General features: G+C 66.3%; 15 protein-coding genes. 6 read left to right on the forward strand and 9 right to left on the reverse strand.

Annotated features, from left to right (window positions below; genetic code table 11):
* Nucleotide 1 precedes the first annotated feature (1 nt).
* The 3 genes from cobT to CP958_RS16110 are packed head-to-tail and all read right to left on the reverse strand — an operon-like array spanning nt 2 to nt 3502.
* Nucleotides 2-1891, reverse strand: coding sequence for a cobaltochelatase subunit CobT (gene cobT / locus CP958_RS16100; protein WP_096703248.1), 1890 nt, complete (start codon nt 1889-1891; stop codon nt 2-4).
* A gap of 16 nt (nt 1892-1907) precedes the next feature.
* Nucleotides 1908-2909: a cobaltochelatase subunit CobS gene (gene cobS / locus CP958_RS16105; RefSeq protein ID WP_096703249.1), complete on the reverse strand. Its 1002-nt coding sequence runs from the start codon at nt 2907-2909 to the stop codon at nt 1908-1910.
* Between the two features lie 20 nt (nt 2910-2929).
* Nucleotides 2930-3502 carry a J domain-containing protein gene (locus tag CP958_RS16110; protein ID WP_242442938.1) on the reverse strand — a complete coding sequence of 191 codons (573 nt, stop codon included), beginning with the start codon at nt 3500-3502 and terminating at the stop codon, nt 2930-2932.
* A gap of 155 nt (nt 3503-3657) precedes the next feature.
* Between CP958_RS16110 and CP958_RS16115 the strand changes: the two genes are divergently transcribed.
* Nucleotides 3658-3921 carry a BolA family protein gene (locus tag CP958_RS16115; RefSeq protein WP_096703610.1) on the forward strand — a complete coding sequence of 88 codons (264 nt, stop codon included), beginning with the start codon at nt 3658-3660 and terminating at the stop codon, nt 3919-3921.
* Nucleotides 3922-3950: 29 nt separating this feature from the next.
* On the opposite strand, the gene CP958_RS16120 is transcribed toward CP958_RS16115, so the two are convergent.
* Nucleotides 3951-4703 carry a tetratricopeptide repeat protein gene (locus tag CP958_RS16120; protein WP_096703251.1) on the reverse strand — a complete coding sequence of 251 codons (753 nt, stop codon included), beginning with the start codon at nt 4701-4703 and terminating at the stop codon, nt 3951-3953.
* Nucleotides 4704-4750: 47 nt separating this feature from the next.
* Here CP958_RS16120 and CP958_RS16125 point away from each other — a divergent pair, with 47 nt between their 5' ends.
* The gene (locus CP958_RS16125) at nt 4751-5602 is read left to right on the forward strand and encodes an SDR family oxidoreductase (protein WP_096703252.1); all 852 of its coding nucleotides are present in this window, start codon (nt 4751-4753) and stop codon (nt 5600-5602) included.
* A gap of 88 nt (nt 5603-5690) precedes the next feature.
* Here CP958_RS16125 and CP958_RS16130 read toward each other — a convergent pair whose 3' ends face one another.
* From CP958_RS16130 to lptG, 4 genes are all read right to left on the reverse strand, one after another.
* On the reverse strand, nt 5691-5888 hold the full coding sequence (locus CP958_RS16130; RefSeq protein ID WP_096703253.1) for a hypothetical protein: 198 nt from the start codon (nt 5886-5888) through the stop codon (nt 5691-5693).
* A 301-nt stretch (nt 5889-6189) separates the two neighbouring features.
* Nucleotides 6190-6792: a cold shock domain-containing protein gene (locus CP958_RS27375; RefSeq protein WP_096703254.1), complete on the reverse strand. Its 603-nt coding sequence runs from the start codon at nt 6790-6792 to the stop codon at nt 6190-6192.
* A 126-nt stretch (nt 6793-6918) separates the two neighbouring features.
* Nucleotides 6919-7641, reverse strand: coding sequence for a phosphatase PAP2 family protein (locus CP958_RS16140; protein WP_096703255.1), 723 nt, complete (start codon nt 7639-7641; stop codon nt 6919-6921).
* Entirely contained in the window at nt 7641-8744 is a 1104-nt protein-coding gene (gene lptG / locus CP958_RS16145; RefSeq protein WP_096703256.1) for an LPS export ABC transporter permease LptG, read from the reverse strand. Before lptG ends, CP958_RS16140 begins: the two co-directional genes overlap by 1 nt.
* A gap of 100 nt (nt 8745-8844) precedes the next feature.
* Here lptG and CP958_RS16150 point away from each other — a divergent pair, with 100 nt between their 5' ends.
* From CP958_RS16150 to CP958_RS16165, 4 genes are all read left to right on the forward strand, one after another.
* On the forward strand, nt 8845-9411 hold the full coding sequence (locus tag CP958_RS16150) for a cob(I)yrinic acid a,c-diamide adenosyltransferase (protein ID WP_096703257.1): 567 nt from the start codon (nt 8845-8847) through the stop codon (nt 9409-9411).
* A gap of 96 nt (nt 9412-9507) precedes the next feature.
* Complete coding sequence (locus CP958_RS16155) at nt 9508-10257, forward strand: electron transfer flavoprotein subunit beta/FixA family protein (protein ID WP_096703258.1); 750 nt, start codon at nt 9508-9510, stop codon at nt 10255-10257.
* A gap of 162 nt (nt 10258-10419) precedes the next feature.
* The gene (locus CP958_RS16160) at nt 10420-11355 is read left to right on the forward strand and encodes an FAD-binding protein (protein WP_096703259.1); all 936 of its coding nucleotides are present in this window, start codon (nt 10420-10422) and stop codon (nt 11353-11355) included.
* 53 nt (nt 11356-11408) lie between these two features.
* Nucleotides 11409-12287, forward strand: coding sequence for a 3-hydroxybutyryl-CoA dehydrogenase (locus CP958_RS16165; protein WP_096703260.1), 879 nt, complete (start codon nt 11409-11411; stop codon nt 12285-12287).
* A gap of 85 nt (nt 12288-12372) precedes the next feature.
* Here CP958_RS16165 and secA read toward each other — a convergent pair whose 3' ends face one another.
* Nucleotides 12373-15075: a preprotein translocase subunit SecA gene (gene secA / locus CP958_RS16170; protein WP_096703261.1), complete on the reverse strand. Its 2703-nt coding sequence runs from the start codon at nt 15073-15075 to the stop codon at nt 12373-12375.
* Nucleotides 15076-15171 lie beyond the last annotated feature (96 nt).

Consider the following 15171-nt stretch of genomic DNA (forward strand, 5'->3'; position numbering starts at 1 on the left):
GTCATCCCGCCCGGCGACGGCCGCTTGGGGCCTCTGCCTCGTCGTCGAACAGCGAGGTCAGCTGGCGCATCATGGTGCCGCCCAGCTCCTCGGCGTCCATGATGGTGACGGCCCGGCGGTAATAGCGGGTGACGTCGTGGCCGATGCCGATGGCCACCAGTTCCACCGGCGAGCGGTTCTCGATATAGGTGATGACGTCGCGCAGATGCTTTTCCAGGGTATTGCCGGGATTGGCCGACAGGGTGGAATCGTCCACCGGCGCGCCGTCCGAGATGACCATCAGGATGCGCCGCTGCTCGGACCGCGCGATCAGGCGTTCGTGCGCCCACATCAGCGCCTCGCCGTCGATGTTCTCCTTCAAGATGCCTTCCCGGAGCATCAGGCCGAGATTGCGCCGTACCCGCCGCCAGGGGGCGTCGGCCGCCTTGTAGACGATGTGGCGCAGGTCGTTGAGGCGTCCCGGATTGGCCGGCTTGCCCTCGGCCTGCCATTTCTCGCGTGACGAGCCGCCCTTCCACGCCCGGGTGGTGAAGCCCAGAACCTCGACCTTGACGCCGCAGCGTTCCAGGGTACGGGCCAGGATGTCGGCGCTCATGGCCGCCACGGTGATGGGACGGCCGCGCATGGAGCCGGAATTGTCGATGAGCAGGCTCACCACCGTATCGCGGAAATTGGTTTCCTTCTCGATCTTGAAGGACAGGGAATGCATGGGGTTGGCGACGATGCGCGCCAGCCGCCCGGTATCGAGCATGCCCTCTTCCAGGTCGAAATCCCAATTGCGGGTCTGCTGGGCCATCAGCTTGCGCTGCAGGCGGTTGGCCAGCTTGGAGACCACGCCCTGCAGGTGGGAGAGCTGCTGGTCCAACTGGCGGCGCAGGCGGTTCAGTTCCTCCTGCTCGCACAGGTCCTCGGCGGTGATGGTCTGGTCGTACTGGGTGGTATAGGGGCGGTAGGGCCGGTCGTGGAACGCGGCGGAATTGGACAACTGCTCCTGATGCTGCTTGGACGGGCCGCCCGGCTCCTCGGTGCCGGTGCCGGTCAGCATCATCTCCTCGCCGTCGCCCTCGCCCTGGTCCTCGCCGCTGCCCTCCGACGAGCCGGGGGCCTGGGTGTCGCCTTCCTGCTGCGGCCCCTGGCCTTCCTGCTCGCCTTCCTTTTCCTGGCCGGCGCCCTGGGCATCCTGCTCCTGGCCGCTTTGGTCGGAATTTTCCGATTCATCGGATTCGGACGGCTGGTCGGTGCCGAAATCCAGGTCGCGCAGCAGCTTGTGCAGGCCCTTGGCGAAGCCCTCCTGGTCGCGCAGCAGGTCCTTCAGGCTGTCCAGGGTCGGGCCGGCCTTGGCCTTGATCTCGTCGCGCCACAAATCCACGGCGGCCTTGGCCGACGGCGGCGGCTCCAGCCCGGCGAAGACCTCGCGGGCGATCAGGCGCATGGCGTCGGCCAGGGGCACCTGCTCGCGCCGGACGGCGCGATCCAGGCCCTCGGCGCGGGCCTTGACCTCCAGCACCTCGGCGATGTTGGCGGCGGCGCCGGGCATCAGGCGGGCGCCCAGGGCCTCGACCCGGGCCTGCTCAACCATATCGTAGATCTTGCGCGCGTCGGGCAGTTGCGGCATGCGCCGCACATGCACCGTGTCGTCGTGGTAGCGCAGCCGGAGCGCGATGGCGTCGGCGGTGCCGCGCAGGCGGGCCAGGTCCGAGGCCAGGATGGTCCGCGGCGGCGAGGGCAGGCGGATTTCCGTGCCGCGCACGCTGCCGTTGCCGGCGGCGAAGCCGACATCCAGGTCGGAATGGCCGGACATGGCCTTCAGCGTGGCGGCGGTGGTGCGGCGGATGGTGTCGCCGACGCTCTCGCCCCTGGTGCCGTCCTTGCCCGTGGGGTTCTGCTGCAAGATCGCTCCTCGAACCTTAGGCGAGCATGCGGGCCGGCCCCTCGGGCAGGTCCGTACCGAAGCAGCGCTGGTAGTATTCGGCCAGGATCGGCCGTTCCACCTCGTCGCACTTGTTGAGGAAGGTCACGCGGAAGGCATAGGCGTGGTCCGAGAAGATGCGGGTGTTCTCGGCCCAGGTGATCACCGTGCGTGGACTCATCACCGTGGAGATGTCGCCGTTCATGAAGCCCGACCGGGTGAGGTCGGCCAGCATGACCATCTTGGACACCAGATCGTGACCCTCGGGCGTGTCGTAATCCTTCAGCTTGGCCACCACGATGGAGCATTCGTCGTCATGGGCCAGGTAGTTGAGGGTGGCGACGATGTTCCAGCGGTCCATCTGGCCCTGGTTGATCTGCTGGGTGCCGTGATACAGGCCGGTGGTGTCGCCCAGGCCGACGGTGTTGGCGGTGGCGAACAGGCGGAAGGCGGCATGCGGCCGGATCACCCGGTTCTGGTCCAGAAGCGTCAGACGGCCCTCCACCTCGAGGACGCGCTGGATCACGAACATCACGTCGGGGCGGCCGGCGTCGTATTCATCGAACACCAGGGCGCAGGGGTGCTGCAGCGCCCAGGGCAGCATGCCTTCGCGGAACTCGGTGATCTGCTTGCCGTCCTTGACCACGATGGCGTCCTTGCCGATCAGGTCGATACGGCTGACGTGGCTGTCCAGGTTGACGCGGATGCACGGCCAGTTGAGGCGCGCGGCCACCTGTTCGATATGGGTGGACTTGCCGGTGCCGTGATAGCCCTGAACCATGACTCGGCGATTATAGGCAAAACCCGCCAGAATGGCCTTGGTGGTATCCGGGTCGAAGCGGTAGGCCGGGTCCACGTCGGGGACGTGCTCGCTGCCCACCGAGAAGGCCGGGACCTTCATGTCGATGTCGATGCCGAACACCTCGCGGGCGGAGATTTCGGTGTCGGGCATGGCCAGGGGGTGGTCGGAGGCAAGCGGGCTTTGGGTCTTGGAAGTCATACTCTTGTCCTAAGGGGCTGCTAAAGGCTCAGGCTGAGCTTCAGGGTGTTGTAGGCTTGGTTGATGCGCTTGAAGCGTTCCTCGGCATCCTTGTCGCCGTTGTTGGCGTCGGGATGGTGCTGCTTGACCAGCTCCTTGTAGCGGGCCTTCAGCGTCTCGGCGGTGAGCGGCGGAGTGAGTTCGAGAACCCTCATGGCCTCTTCCTCGGGAGTGGCGGCCCGAGCCTTGGGCCGCGCCTCCTCGGTGGCGGCATCCTCGAAGACCTCGAACGGGTCGTGGACGGTGTAGGCGAAACCCCGCTTGGCGCCCTGGATGCCCAGCGGCCAGGTGGGGCGCTGCCAGGTGGTGTCCTTGCGCAGCTCGGCCTCGATCTCCTCGGCGCCCATGCCGGCATAGTAGTTCCAGGCGGAATTGTACTCGCGCACATGGTTCAGGCAGAACCAGTAGTAATCGGTCAGCCGGTCGCGGGCCTGGGGGGCGCGGTATTCGGCTTCCAGCGCGCAGCCGGGATGGTCGCACCGGCGGGTGGCCGGTTGCGCCGGGGTGGGGCCGAAGGCCGGCCGCCAGGATCTGCGGGCGTTGGTCGCTTTCATGGCACCGGTCATAATGGAGGCTCGTTAGCCCCAAGGCAAGGCGGGAGCGGAAATTATGGCTCTGGCCAACGGCCTCTTGACGGCGGCGCCCATTGGCCCCAATTGGGGAGGGTTCCAATGGGCGAAAGGGCCAGGATATGCAGGTGACCCCGGTGATGCGCAAGAAACTCGAAGAAGGGCTGGCGCCGTCGCGCCTGGACATCATCGACGAATCCAACCGTCATGCCGGGCATGCCGGCCACAATCCCCAGGGCGAAAGCCATTTCCGCCTGGAAATCGTCTCCGAGGCCTTCGCCGGCAAGAGCCGGGTCGAACGTCATCGCATGGTCAACGCCCTGCTGGCCGATGAACTGGCCGGGCGGGTGCACGCCTTGGCCCTGACCACCCTGACCAAGGACGAGGAAGCGCGGCGCCTGTAAAGGCTGTTTTTTCGCGCCATAAGGCGCGCCTACTTCACCTTGACGTCCATCATCTCCAGGTTCCGCCGGGCAGTGTCGGCGGCGGTGCTTTCCGGGGCGGCGGCGATGGCTTTCATCCAGTCTTCGCGCGCCCCGGCATTGTTCTCCTCCAGGCGGCGGATCATGCCGCGTTCCAGCAGGGCGTCGGGAAATGTCTGGTCGAGGATCAGGGCGCGGGACAGGTCTTCCTTGGCCAGTTCCAGCTTTTCCAGGTAGCGGTAGGCCACGGCGCGCAGCACCATGGCCTCGATGCGGTTGGGCTGGACCTTGAGCAGGGCGCTCAGCAGTTCGACCACCTCGGCGTAATGATTGACCGAGGCCAGGGTCACCGCCTTGTCCAGCATCAGTTCGGGGTGGCCGGGCACCAGCTTCAGCGCGGTGTCCTGGTCGGCCAGGGCCTGTTCCGGCTTGCCGGCCAGCAGCCAGGCCTGGCCGGCCTGGGCCAGCATTTCGGCGCGGAGCGGTTCTTCCCGTCGGCTCTGGCCCGCCAGGGTTTCCAGCCGCTTGGCGGCCTCCTCGTACTTGCCCAGCCCGATCAGCGCCACCGCGGCGCAGTGGCGGGCTGGCTCGCCGCCGCCCAGCGAACTCCAGGCGATGGCTTCCTCCCAGCCCTCTTCCGGCTTGGCGCGGGCCAGGGTCAGGCAGGTGCGGTATTCCATCTTGGGATTGATGGTCTCGGCCGGGGCCGGGGTGGACAGCCACAGCAGGGGCGGCAGCAGCAGGGGGATGGCGCGGAATCTCATGGGGCGGTAGTGTCACCAATCGGCGGGCGGACGCAAGGGAGAGATTGATGGTTGGGCGTTTCTTCCTGTTCGGGCTGGGCTTCTCGGGGCGGGTGATCGCCCGCCGGCTGGCCGAGGCGGGCTGGCGGGTGACCGCCACCACCCGCTCGGGCGAGGCGGTGGCCTGCTCGGGCGAAGCGGCGAATTGCCCCGGAATTCAGGTCCTGCCCTTCGACCGCGACCATCCGTTGCCCGCCGGGTGCCTGGACGGTGTCGACGCGGTACTGTCCTCGGTGCCGCCCGACGCGGCCGGCGATCCGGTGCTCGACCGGATGGCCGGGGCCATCGCGGCGGCCTCGCCCGCCTGGATCGGCTATCTTTCCACCACGGGGGTCTACGGCGATCACGGCGGCGCCTGGGTGGACGAGGCGACGCCGCCCAATCCCAGCCTGGAACGCTCCCGCCGCCGGCTGGCGGCCGAGACCCGCTGGCGCGACCTGGGGGCGCACATCTTCCGGCTGGCCGGGATTTACGGCCCCGGCCGCTCGGCGGTGGATACGGTGCGGGCCGGGCAGGCCCGCCGGGTGGTCAAGCCGGATCAGGTGTTCAGCCGTATCCATGTGGAGGACATCGCCGGCGCGGTCCAGGCCTCCCTGGGCCGCCCCCATCCCGGCACCGTCTACAATCTCTGTGACGACGACGCGGCGCCGCCCCAGGAGGTCATCCTTCACGCCTGCCGGCTGCTGGGGGTCGAGCCGCCGCCGGAAATCCCCTGGGATGTGGCCAGGGAAACGCTGTCGCCCATGGCGCTCAGCTTCTACGCCGACAACAAGCGGGTCCATAACGGCCGGATGAAGCAGGAGCTTGGCATCCGGCTGAAATATCCCAGCTACCGCGAGGGGCTGGCAGACTGCCTGTAACCGATCCGGCCGGCGACCTTTTCCCATGACCGTCTTCTCCCGCCCGATGCGTTCAGGACGGGGGAAGCCCAGTCGGGGGAAGTGTCGTCTATTCCGGCTTGGCCGACTCGGCGGCCGGCGCGGCGGGGACTTTGGCGATCTTGGCGCGGACGGCCTTGGTCAAGGCCATGCCGGCGGCGAAGGCCGGATTGATGTACGGGCTGCGGCCATCGGCCACCCGTACCGGTTCGAGTCCCATGCCCTTGAGGCAGTCGTAAATTTCGCGAAGTTCCGCGGGTCCCAGCATTCTCGTTCCTCAGCCCAAAACCTTGGCAGGCATCCCCGAAACACAGTCTGCACCGAAACGGCGGCGGAATGCGACAGGATTTTGTGCGTTGCAGCATCCGTCGGTGTTACTGCCTATCGGCGGCCTGAAAGGGGACGATGGGCAAAAAAGTGGCGGGACCCGGTTCATCACCGTGTCCCGCCTAATCTCAGGGAGACAAAGCAGTAATGAGCATTGTGGTACCAGAATGCCGGATTCGGGTCAAGCAAAATTCCTCAAGATCGGACCAGACCCTCCTTATGGGAGGGTCTGGCTCTACGACCTAGAGGATCGCGACGGTATCCGCCTGCGGGCCCTTGAGCCCCAGGGTGGTGGTGACGCGGACGCGCTGACCGGATTCCAGGGTCTTGATCCCCGAGCGCTCCAGCGCCTTCACGTGCACGAACACATCCTTGCCGCCCTCGTCGCAAGCGACGAAGCCGAAGCCCTTCTCGGCGGAGAAGAACTTGACCACGCCCTCGACGGTCTGGGTCGGGCCGCGTTCTTCCCGGCGCGGCGCGCGCGGGGTGGCGGTGGTGCTGTCCACTTCATGGACCATCACCACCTGCGGACCACGCTGGCCGGCGCCGAGGTCGACCACCAGAGTGGCACCTTCGGCGACCTGGGTAAGGCCGGCGCGCTCGAGCGCGGAAATATGCAGGAAGGCGTCAGGGCTGCCATCGGACGGGGCAACGAAGCCGAAGCCCTTGGAGGCATTGAACCACTTCACAGTGGCGCTGACGTTCGCCTGACTGACCATCTGACGGTCAAAGGAGCTGGGCGCCATCGGCCGCGTAGGACGCGGATCGAAAGCCGGCTCGCCAAAGTCGTCCCGACGACCGCGACCGCGCTCGCCCCTGCCATGATTATCTCGGTTCCATGCCATGTGTCATTCTCGTCGTAAGTAAACAAACTCCCCCGCACCCACGCGAGGGCATTCCGCCCGGCTCAACGCGCCAAGGTCAGCCTGAACCTATATCATTACCTGAGAATCAGGCGTCCGCATAGGGGCTTACGGGCCGTGCAAGGGCTCGTGATAATTATTTTTTTGTGCTGCACTGCGGTCGTCAGGGCGAATCAGCCGGTACAACCCCATGGTCAGGCCGACGACGATGACCCCGGAAAAGGCGACATCGGAAAGGAAATGCCCGCCTTGCGCGATGCGGACCACGCCCATGACGACGCCGAATCCCAGGGCGGCGGTCATGGCGGCCCGGCGGCGGCGGAGCGGGGCCATCAGGGCCAGCGATACCGTCCAAAAGCCCAGCGCCGCGTGGCCCGAGGGGAACGAGCAATTGTCCTCGCACTGGTCGGAGATGACCAGCGGCGGCGTGTAGCGGCGGGCCGCCTGATGGCCGGCATTGAACTCGGCGATGGTCGAGGGGCGCGCCCGGCCCCAATTGTCCTTGAGGACGAGGTTGACCACCAGGCCGGGGCCCAGGGCCAGCGACGCCACCACCAGCAGGGCCATGCGCGGGCTGACGCCGGCCACCGGGCGCCTGGCGATGGCGGCGGCGGCGCCGGCCAGGGCGATCAGCCCGGCGGCGGCGAACAGGAAGATGGGCAGGGTCTTGCGGGCGAATTCGCCGATGGGATGGACGCGGAAGGGAAAGCCGCGCGTCGCCGTATCGAAGAACAGCGCCGAGGTGGCGATGTCGATGCGGGGGAACAGGGTCAGGGGCACCAGGGCCAGGATCGCCCAGGTCCAGGGATTACGCAGCAAGGCAGGCCCCATCAGCCATCCTCGAGATGGAACAGTCCCGACAGGCCGATCAGCCCGGCGAACACGGGCGGCGTCCACGCCGCCAGCGTCTGCGGCAGGGTGGACGACAGGCCCAGGGCGTAGATCACCTTGGAAAAGAAATAGACGGCGAAGCCGGCGGCCACTCCGGCGCCGATGCGGGCCAGCAGGCCGCCCGAGCGCGTGTTGGGCCTGAGCGAGAATACCGCCGCCATCAGCACCATGCCGCAATAGAGCACCGGCGAGGCCAGCAGCGACTGCAGGTACAGGCGGTGCTTGCTGGCGGTGAAGCCGGCCCGCTCGAAGAAGTGGATGAAGCCGGGCAACTGCCAGAAGGACAGGGTTTCGGGCGCGGCGAAATTGTCGTGGATGCGGTCCAGCGTCAATTGGGTGGGAATCCGCATCTGCTCCTTGAAGACCGAGGGCTTGCCGCCCTCCATCACCCAGGCGCGCCGCACCTCGAAGGTGCCGTCCACCAGCGAGGCGAATTCGGCGGAGATGCGCTGATGAAAGTGGTCGGGGCGATCGTAGAGGAAGAATTGCGCGTCGCGGATGTGCAGGACCAGCCCTTCCTGGCGCACCGATTCCGAATAGACCACCATCTCGCCGCCGTCATGGGGCTCGCGCAGCCACAACCCGCCCTCGGACAGGTCGAAGGCGCTGGGCTTGTTGGCCAGCAACTCGTCCTGCAGGCGCTCGTAGCGGCCGTACATGGCGGCCGCCATGGGATTGAAGATGGTGATCTCGAAGATGCCGAAGATGCCGGCCACGACCAGGACCGGGGTGATGAACTGCCAGGCCGAGATGCCGGCGGCGCGGGCCACCACCAGCTCGTGGGTGCGGGTCAGGCGCCAGAAGCACACCATGGCGCCGATCATCACCGCGAAGGGCAGCACCGTATGCAGCATCTGCGGCAGCTTGAAGAACGCCATCAGCAGGATCGGGGCGATGCCCAGGTCAGGCCGCGCGGCGGCGCGGCGGATCAGCTCGATCACGTCGAACAGCAGGATGATCCCCAGAATCACCAGCAGCACCGTGGCGAAAGCCGAGGCGAATTGCCGCCCGATATAGCCGCTCATGATGGGGGATAGGCGCATGGTGTCCGGATTCGATGCCGAGCGATGAAAGCCGAGTATAGAGGTTTCGCCCGTCTCCGTGTCATAAACCTTTTGGGCACACAACAAGGACGGCAAGGCGATGGTTACGCTGACGCGCATCTATACCCGGACGGGCGACAAGGGCAAGACCTCACTGGGCGACGGCAGCCGGGTGGGCAAGCATGACCTGCGGGTCGAGGCCTACGGAACCGTGGACGAGGCCAACGCGGTGATCGGACTGGCCCGCCTGCATGCCGGCCCCGAGATGACGCCGCTGCTGGAAAGGCTGCAGAACGACCTGTTCGATCTGGGGGCCGATCTGTGCACCCCGGCCGCCGCCGACGAGGCGGCCGGCTCGCGCCTGCGCATCGTCCCATCCCAGGCGGACCGTCTGGAGGCGGAAATCGACGCCGCCAACCAACATCTGGCGCCGCTCCGATCGTTCATCCTGCCCGCCGGTTCGCCGCTGGCCGCCCATCTGCATCATGCCCGCACCGTGGTGCGCCGGGCCGAGCGTCTGATGGTCGCCCTGGCCGAGGTGGAGGCGGTCAATCCGGCGGCGATCATCTATGCCAATCGTCTGTCGGATCTGCTGTTCGTCCTGGCCCGCGTCGCCAACGGCAATGGAGCCGCCGACGTGCTTTGGGTGCCGGGGGGTGCGCGTTGACAACCCACCCCTCCCGTCATATTGTGCGATGCAATAGCAAATTCCGCCCGGCGATGCCGATTTATTCGCACTCCGGATTAGAGGATTGAAAGACAAATGAAAGTCCTGGTCGCGATCAAGCGGGTGATCGACTACAACGTGAAGATTCGGGTGAAGTCGGACGGTTCGGGCGTCGAGACGCAGAACGTCAAGTTCTCCATGAACCCGTTCGACGAGATCGCGGTGGAAGAAGCCGTGCGCCTCAAGGAAGCCGGCAAGGCGGCCGAGGTGGTGGTGGTGTCGGTGGGGCCGGCCGCTTGCTCGGAGACCCTGCGCACCGCGCTGGCCATGGGCGCCGACCGCGGCATCCTGGTGGCGAGCGACGAGGAGGTGCAGCCGCTGGCGGTCGCCAAGGTCCTGAAGGCCCTGGTAGACAAGGAACAGCCCGGCCTGATCATCCTGGGCAAGCAGGCCATCGACGACGACAGCAACCAGACCGGCCAGATGCTGGCGGCGCTGCTGGGCCGCCCCCAGGGCACCTTCGCCTCCAAGGTGGAGATCGCGGGCGAATCCATCACGGTGACCCGCGAGGTGGACGGCGGCCTGGAGACGGTGAGCCTCAGGCTGCCGGCGGTGGTGACCACCGATCTGCGCCTCAACGAGCCGCGCTACGCCAGCTTGCCCAACATCATGAAGGCCAAGAAGAAGCCCATCGACACGGTCTCGCCGGCCGATCTGGGCGTCGACGTGGCGCCGCGCCTGGTGACGCTCAAGGTCGAGGAGCCGCCCAAGCGCAAGGCCGGCATCAAGGTGCCCGACGTCGCCGCCCTGGTCGACAAGCTGAAGAACGAAGCGAAGGTGATCTGAGCAACATAAAGCTGCGCAGCCGGGCTATCGCCCAGACCCATTCGGGGCGATGCCCCAAACCCCCTTTGACTCAAAAGGGGTCCGGGGTCTTCCCCGGTCGGGGTGCGGGGCGGAAGCCCCGGCGATAGGCCGGGCCGCAGCAGAGAACGAGGACAGGGAACCATGACCATTCTGGTTATTGCCGAACACGAGGGCGGGGCGCTGAAGGCCGCCACGCTCAACACCGTCACCGCCGCGTCGAAGATCGGCGGCGACGTGCACGTCCTCGTCGCGGGAAGCGGCATCACCGCCGTGGCCGAGGCCGCTGCCAAGGTAGCGGGCGTCGCCAAGGTGCTGGTCGCCGACGCCGCCCTTTACGCCAACCATCTGGCCGAGCCCCTGGCCGCCCTGGTGGTGAGCCTGGCCGGCGGCTACAGCCACATCTTGGCGCCCGCCACCACGGGGGGCAAGAACGTGGCGCCCCGCGTCGCGGCGCTGCTCGACGTGGCCCAGGTCTCCGAGATCACCGGCGTGGTGTCCCCCGATACCTTCATCCGCCCGATCTATGCCGGCAACGCGCTCGCCACCGTGCAGTCCAAGGACGCCACCAAGGTGATCACCGTGCGCGGCACCGGCTTCGAGGCGGCCAAGGCGGAAGGCGGTTCCGCTTCGGTGGAAGCCGTCGCGGCGGCCGCCGATCCGGCCCTGTCGTCCTACGTGGGCAGCCAGTTGTCCAAGTCCGAGCGCCCCGAACTGACCTCGGCCCGCATCATCATCTCGGGCGGGCGCGGCATGCAGTCGGGCGACAACTTCCCGCTGCTCGAGGCGGTGGCCGACAAGCTGGGCGCCGCCGTGGGGGCCAGCCGCGCCGCCGTCGACGCCGGCTTCGTGCCCAACGACTTCCAGGTGGGCCAGACCGGCAAGATCGTCGCCCCCGACCTCTACATCGCCGTCGGCATCTCGGGCGCCATCCAGCATCTGGCCGGCATGAAGGATTCCAAGGTCATCGTCGCCATCAACAAGGACGAAGAGGCCCCCATCTTCCAGGTCGCCGATTACGGCCTGGTCGCGGACCTCTTCAAGGTGTTGCCGGAGTTGGCCGCCGAACTGAACAAATAATCATCAACAAACTTGCCCTGAGGCAAACGCCCTACCATTCGGGAGCCTGATCAATGAGTGCTATCAAGAAGATTGGTGTTATCGGCGCTGGCCAGATGGGCAACGGTATCGCCCATGTCTGTGCCGCATCCGGCTTTGATATCGTCCTGCTGGATGTCAGCGAAGAGGCCCTGAAGAAGGGGCTGGGCACCATTTCCAAGAACCTGGACCGTGCCGTTTCCAAGGGCAAGCTGACCGAGGCCGACAAGGCCGCCACGCTGGGTCGCATCAAGACCACCACCGCCTATGCCGACTTCTCGGACAGCGATCTGGTCATCGAGGCCGCCACCGAGGACGAGAAGATCAAGCGGGCCATCTTCGCCCAGCTCTGCCCGGTGCTGAAGCCCGAGGCCCATATCGCGTCCAATACCTCGTCGCTGTCCATCACCCGCCTGGGTGCCGCCACCGACCGCCCCGCCAAGTTCATGGGCATGCACTTCATGAACCCGGTGCCGGTCATGCAGCTGGTCGAGCTGATCCGTGGCATCGCCACCAGCGAGGAGACCTTCTCCCTGGTGCGCGAGATGACCCTGAAGCTGGGCAAGAAGCCGGTTTCGGCCGAAGACTTCCCGGCCTTCATCGTCAACCGCATCCTGCTGCCGATGATCAACGAGGCCGTCTACACCCTGTACGAGGGCGTCGGCTCGGTGACCTGCATCGACACCGCCATGAAGCTGGGCGCCAACCACCCCATGGGTCCGCTGGAACTGGCCGACTTCATCGGCCTGGACACCTGTCTGGCGGTGATGCAGGTGCTGCATGACGGTCTGGCCGATACCAAGTACCGTCCCTGCCCGCTGCTGGTGAAGTACGTGGAAGCCGGCTGGCTGGGCCGCAAGACCGGCCGTGGCTTCTATGACTACACCGGCGACACCCCGGTTCCGACCCGCTGATCCGGCGGCTCCGGCCAAAGACCAAGGGCGGGAAGCGAAAGCTTCCCGCCCTTTTTCTTGTTCGGATGCCTGGTGCCGGAGGCGGTCAGACCGCCCCGTGGCAGTGCTTGTACTTCTTGCCCGAGCCGCAGGGGCACGGCGCGTTGCGCGGCGTCGCGGCCCAGGTGGCGGGATCGTTGGGGTCCACCGTGGTGCTGCGCTGGGACAGGGCGACGGCGGCCGCGCCGCCCGACGCGAAGGCCGGGTCCTCGCGGGTTTCCTGGGTGCGCGTGGGGCGCTGGGGCTCCAGGGCCTGCTCGGCTTCCTCCTCGTTGGAGAAGCGCAACTGGACATGGGACAGCACCGAGGTGACGCGTTCGCGCAGGTCGAGCAGCATCTGCTCGAACATGTTGAAGGCTTCGCGCTTGTACTCGTTGAGCGGGTCGCGCTGGGCGTAGGCGCGCAGGGAAATGCCCTGGCGCAGATGGTCCAACTGCAGCAGGTGTTCCTTCCACGCCTGATCGAGAATCTGCAGCAGCAGGCTCTTTTCCACCATGCGCATGGTGTCGGGGCCGTACTCGGCCACCTTGCCCGCCGCCTTGCGGTCGGCATGGTCGGTGACGCGGGTGCGGATTTCCTGGTCGGCGATACCTTCCTCCTTGGCCCATTCGGCGATGGGGAGGTCCAGGTTGAAGACACGCAGCACTTCCTCGTGCAGCGCCGCCACGTCCCACTGATCGGCGTAGGCGCGCTCGGGGATGCAGCGGGCGACCATCTCGGTGATGACCTCGTGGCGGAAGGCGACGATCTCCTCCGAGACGTCGTCGGCGCTCATCAGGTCCTTGCGCTGTTCGTAGATGACCTTGCGCTGGTCGTTCATCACGTCGTCGAACTTCAGCAGGTTCTTGCGGATGTCGAAGTTGCGGGCCTCGACCTTCTGCTGGGCCTTTTCCAGGGCCTTGTTGATCCAGGGATGGACGATGGCCTCGCCATCCTTGAGCCCCAGCTTCTGCAGCATGCCGTCCATGCGCTGCGAACCGAAGATGCGCATCAGATCGTCTTCCAGGGACAGGAAGAACTTCGACGCGCCGGGATCGCCCTGGCGGCCCGAACGGCCGCGCAGCTGGTTGTCGATGCGCCGCGATTCATGGCGTTCCGAGCCGACCACGTAGAGGCCGCCGGATTCTCGCACCTTCTGCTTGTTGACCTCGATCTCGGCCTTGATGCCGTCGATGCGCCTGACCCGCTCGGCCGGGTCGGTGATCTCGGCCAGTTCCATTCTGGTGCGCATCTCGAGATTGCCGCCCAACTGGATGTCGGTGCCGCGGCCCGCCATGTTGGTGGCGATGGTCACGCCGCCGGGCACGCCGGCCTGGGCGACGATATAGGCCTCCTGCTCGTGATAGCGGGCGTTCAGCACCTGATGCGGAATCTTCTTCTTCTTGAGCATGTCCGCCAGCAGCTCGGACTTCTCGATGGAGGTGGTGCCGACCAGGACCGGCTGCATGCGGCCGCGGCATTCCTCGATCAGGGTGACGATGGCCTCGTACTTCTCGCGCGCCGTGCGATAGACCTCGTCGTCGTGGTCCTTGCGGCTGACCGCCAGATTGGTGGGGATCTCCACCACTTCCAGGTTGTAGATCTCGGCGAATTCGCCGGCCTCGGTCATGGCGGTGCCGGTCATGCCGGCCAGCTTGGGGTAGAGGCGGAAATAGTTCTGGAAGGTGATCGAGGCCAGGGTCTGGTTCTCGTTCTGGATGGTCACGCCTTCCTTGGCCTCGAGCGCCTGATGCAGGCCCTCGGAATAGCGGCGGCCTTCCATCATGCGGCCGGTGAACTCGTCGATGATGATGACCTTGTCATTCTTGACGATGTAGTCCACGTCGCGGGTGAACAGCTTGTGGGCGCGCAGCGCCTGATTGACGTGATGAACGAGGCTGACGTTGCCGATGTCGTACAGCGTGCCCTTCATCAGGTCGGCGGCCTGGAGCATCTCTTCCACGTGTTCGGTGCCGCGGTCGGTGAGCGTCACGGCGCGCACCTTCTCGTCCTTTTCGAAATCCTCGGGCACCAGGGACGGCATCAGCTTGTCGACCAGACGGTACAGCTCGGAATTGTCCTCGGTGGGACCCGAGATGATCAGCGGGGTGCGCGCCTCGTCCACCAAGATGGAGTCGACCTCGTCGACGATGGCGTAGTTGAAGGGCCGCTGGACCATCTCTTCCAGGCGGAACTTCATGTTGTCGCGCAGGTAGTCGAAGCCCAGCTCGTTGTTGGTGCCGTAGGTCACGTCGCAGGCATAGGCCTGCTGGCGTTCCACGTCGTCGAGGCCGTGGGTGATGACGCCGACGGTGAGGCCCAGGAAGCGGTAGACCTGACCCATCCATTCGGAATCGCGGCTGGCCAGATAGTCGTTGACGGTGACCACGTGCACGCCCTTGCCGGACAGGGCGTTGAGGTAGACCGGCAGGGTGGCGACCAGGGTCTTGCCTTCACCGGTGCGCATCTCGGAGATGCGGCCCTGGTGCAGCACCATGCCGCCCAGCAACTGGACGTCGAAGTGGCGCTGGCCCAGGGTGCGCTTGGCGGCTTCGCGCACCGTGGCGAAGGCCTCGGCCATCAGGTCGTCCAGTTCGGTGCCGTTTTCCAGCCTCGAGCGGAACTCGGCGGTCTTGGCGCGCAGCTCGTCGTCGGAAAGCTTCTCGAAGGCAGGCTCCAAGGCGTTGACCGCCTCGACATGCTTCTTCAGCGGCTTGAGAACACGGTCGTTGGCGGTTCCGAAGATCCGCCGGGCAAGGGCGCCGAACATGAAGCTTCCCCAAGATAAGAGAGCAGGCCCGAAAGGGGCCTATCGCGACCGGCAAGAGATAGAGGCCGGCCCGCGTTCTGTCAATGTCGCGGGCCG

It is taken from the genome of Magnetospirillum sp. 15-1, from assembly GCF_900184795.1.
Lineage (GTDB): Bacteria > Pseudomonadota > Alphaproteobacteria > Rhodospirillales > Magnetospirillaceae > Phaeospirillum.

Coding starts and splice junctions, on each gene's coding strand:
- CP958_RS27375 (WP_096703254.1), bottom strand. CDS start 6,792: ATGGCATGGAACCGAGATAATCATGGCAGGGGCGAGCGCGGTCGCGGT.
- secA (WP_096703261.1), bottom strand. CDS start 15,075: ATGTTCGGCGCCCTTGCCCGGCGGATCTTCGGAACCGCCAACGACCGT.
- CP958_RS16160 (WP_096703259.1), top strand. CDS start 10,420: ATGACCATTCTGGTTATTGCCGAACACGAGGGCGGGGCGCTGAAGGCC.
- CP958_RS16110 (WP_242442938.1), bottom strand. CDS start 3,502: ATGAAAGCGACCAACGCCCGCAGATCCTGGCGGCCGGCCTTCGGCCCC.
- CP958_RS16165 (WP_096703260.1), top strand. CDS start 11,409: ATGAGTGCTATCAAGAAGATTGGTGTTATCGGCGCTGGCCAGATGGGC.
- CP958_RS16130 (WP_096703253.1), bottom strand. CDS start 5,888: ATGCTGGGACCCGCGGAACTTCGCGAAATTTACGACTGCCTCAAGGGC.
- CP958_RS16140 (WP_096703255.1), bottom strand. CDS start 7,641: ATGGGGCCTGCCTTGCTGCGTAATCCCTGGACCTGGGCGATCCTGGCC.
- CP958_RS16120 (WP_096703251.1), bottom strand. CDS start 4,703: ATGAGATTCCGCGCCATCCCCCTGCTGCTGCCGCCCCTGCTGTGGCTG.
- CP958_RS16155 (WP_096703258.1), top strand. CDS start 9,508: ATGAAAGTCCTGGTCGCGATCAAGCGGGTGATCGACTACAACGTGAAG.
- CP958_RS16150 (WP_096703257.1), top strand. CDS start 8,845: ATGGTTACGCTGACGCGCATCTATACCCGGACGGGCGACAAGGGCAAG.
- CP958_RS16115 (WP_096703610.1), top strand. CDS start 3,658: ATGCGCAAGAAACTCGAAGAAGGGCTGGCGCCGTCGCGCCTGGACATC.
- CP958_RS16125 (WP_096703252.1), top strand. CDS start 4,751: ATGGTTGGGCGTTTCTTCCTGTTCGGGCTGGGCTTCTCGGGGCGGGTG.
- lptG (WP_096703256.1), bottom strand. CDS start 8,744: ATGCGCCTATCCCCCATCATGAGCGGCTATATCGGGCGGCAATTCGCC.
- cobS (WP_096703249.1), bottom strand. CDS start 2,909: ATGACTTCCAAGACCCAAAGCCCGCTTGCCTCCGACCACCCCCTGGCC.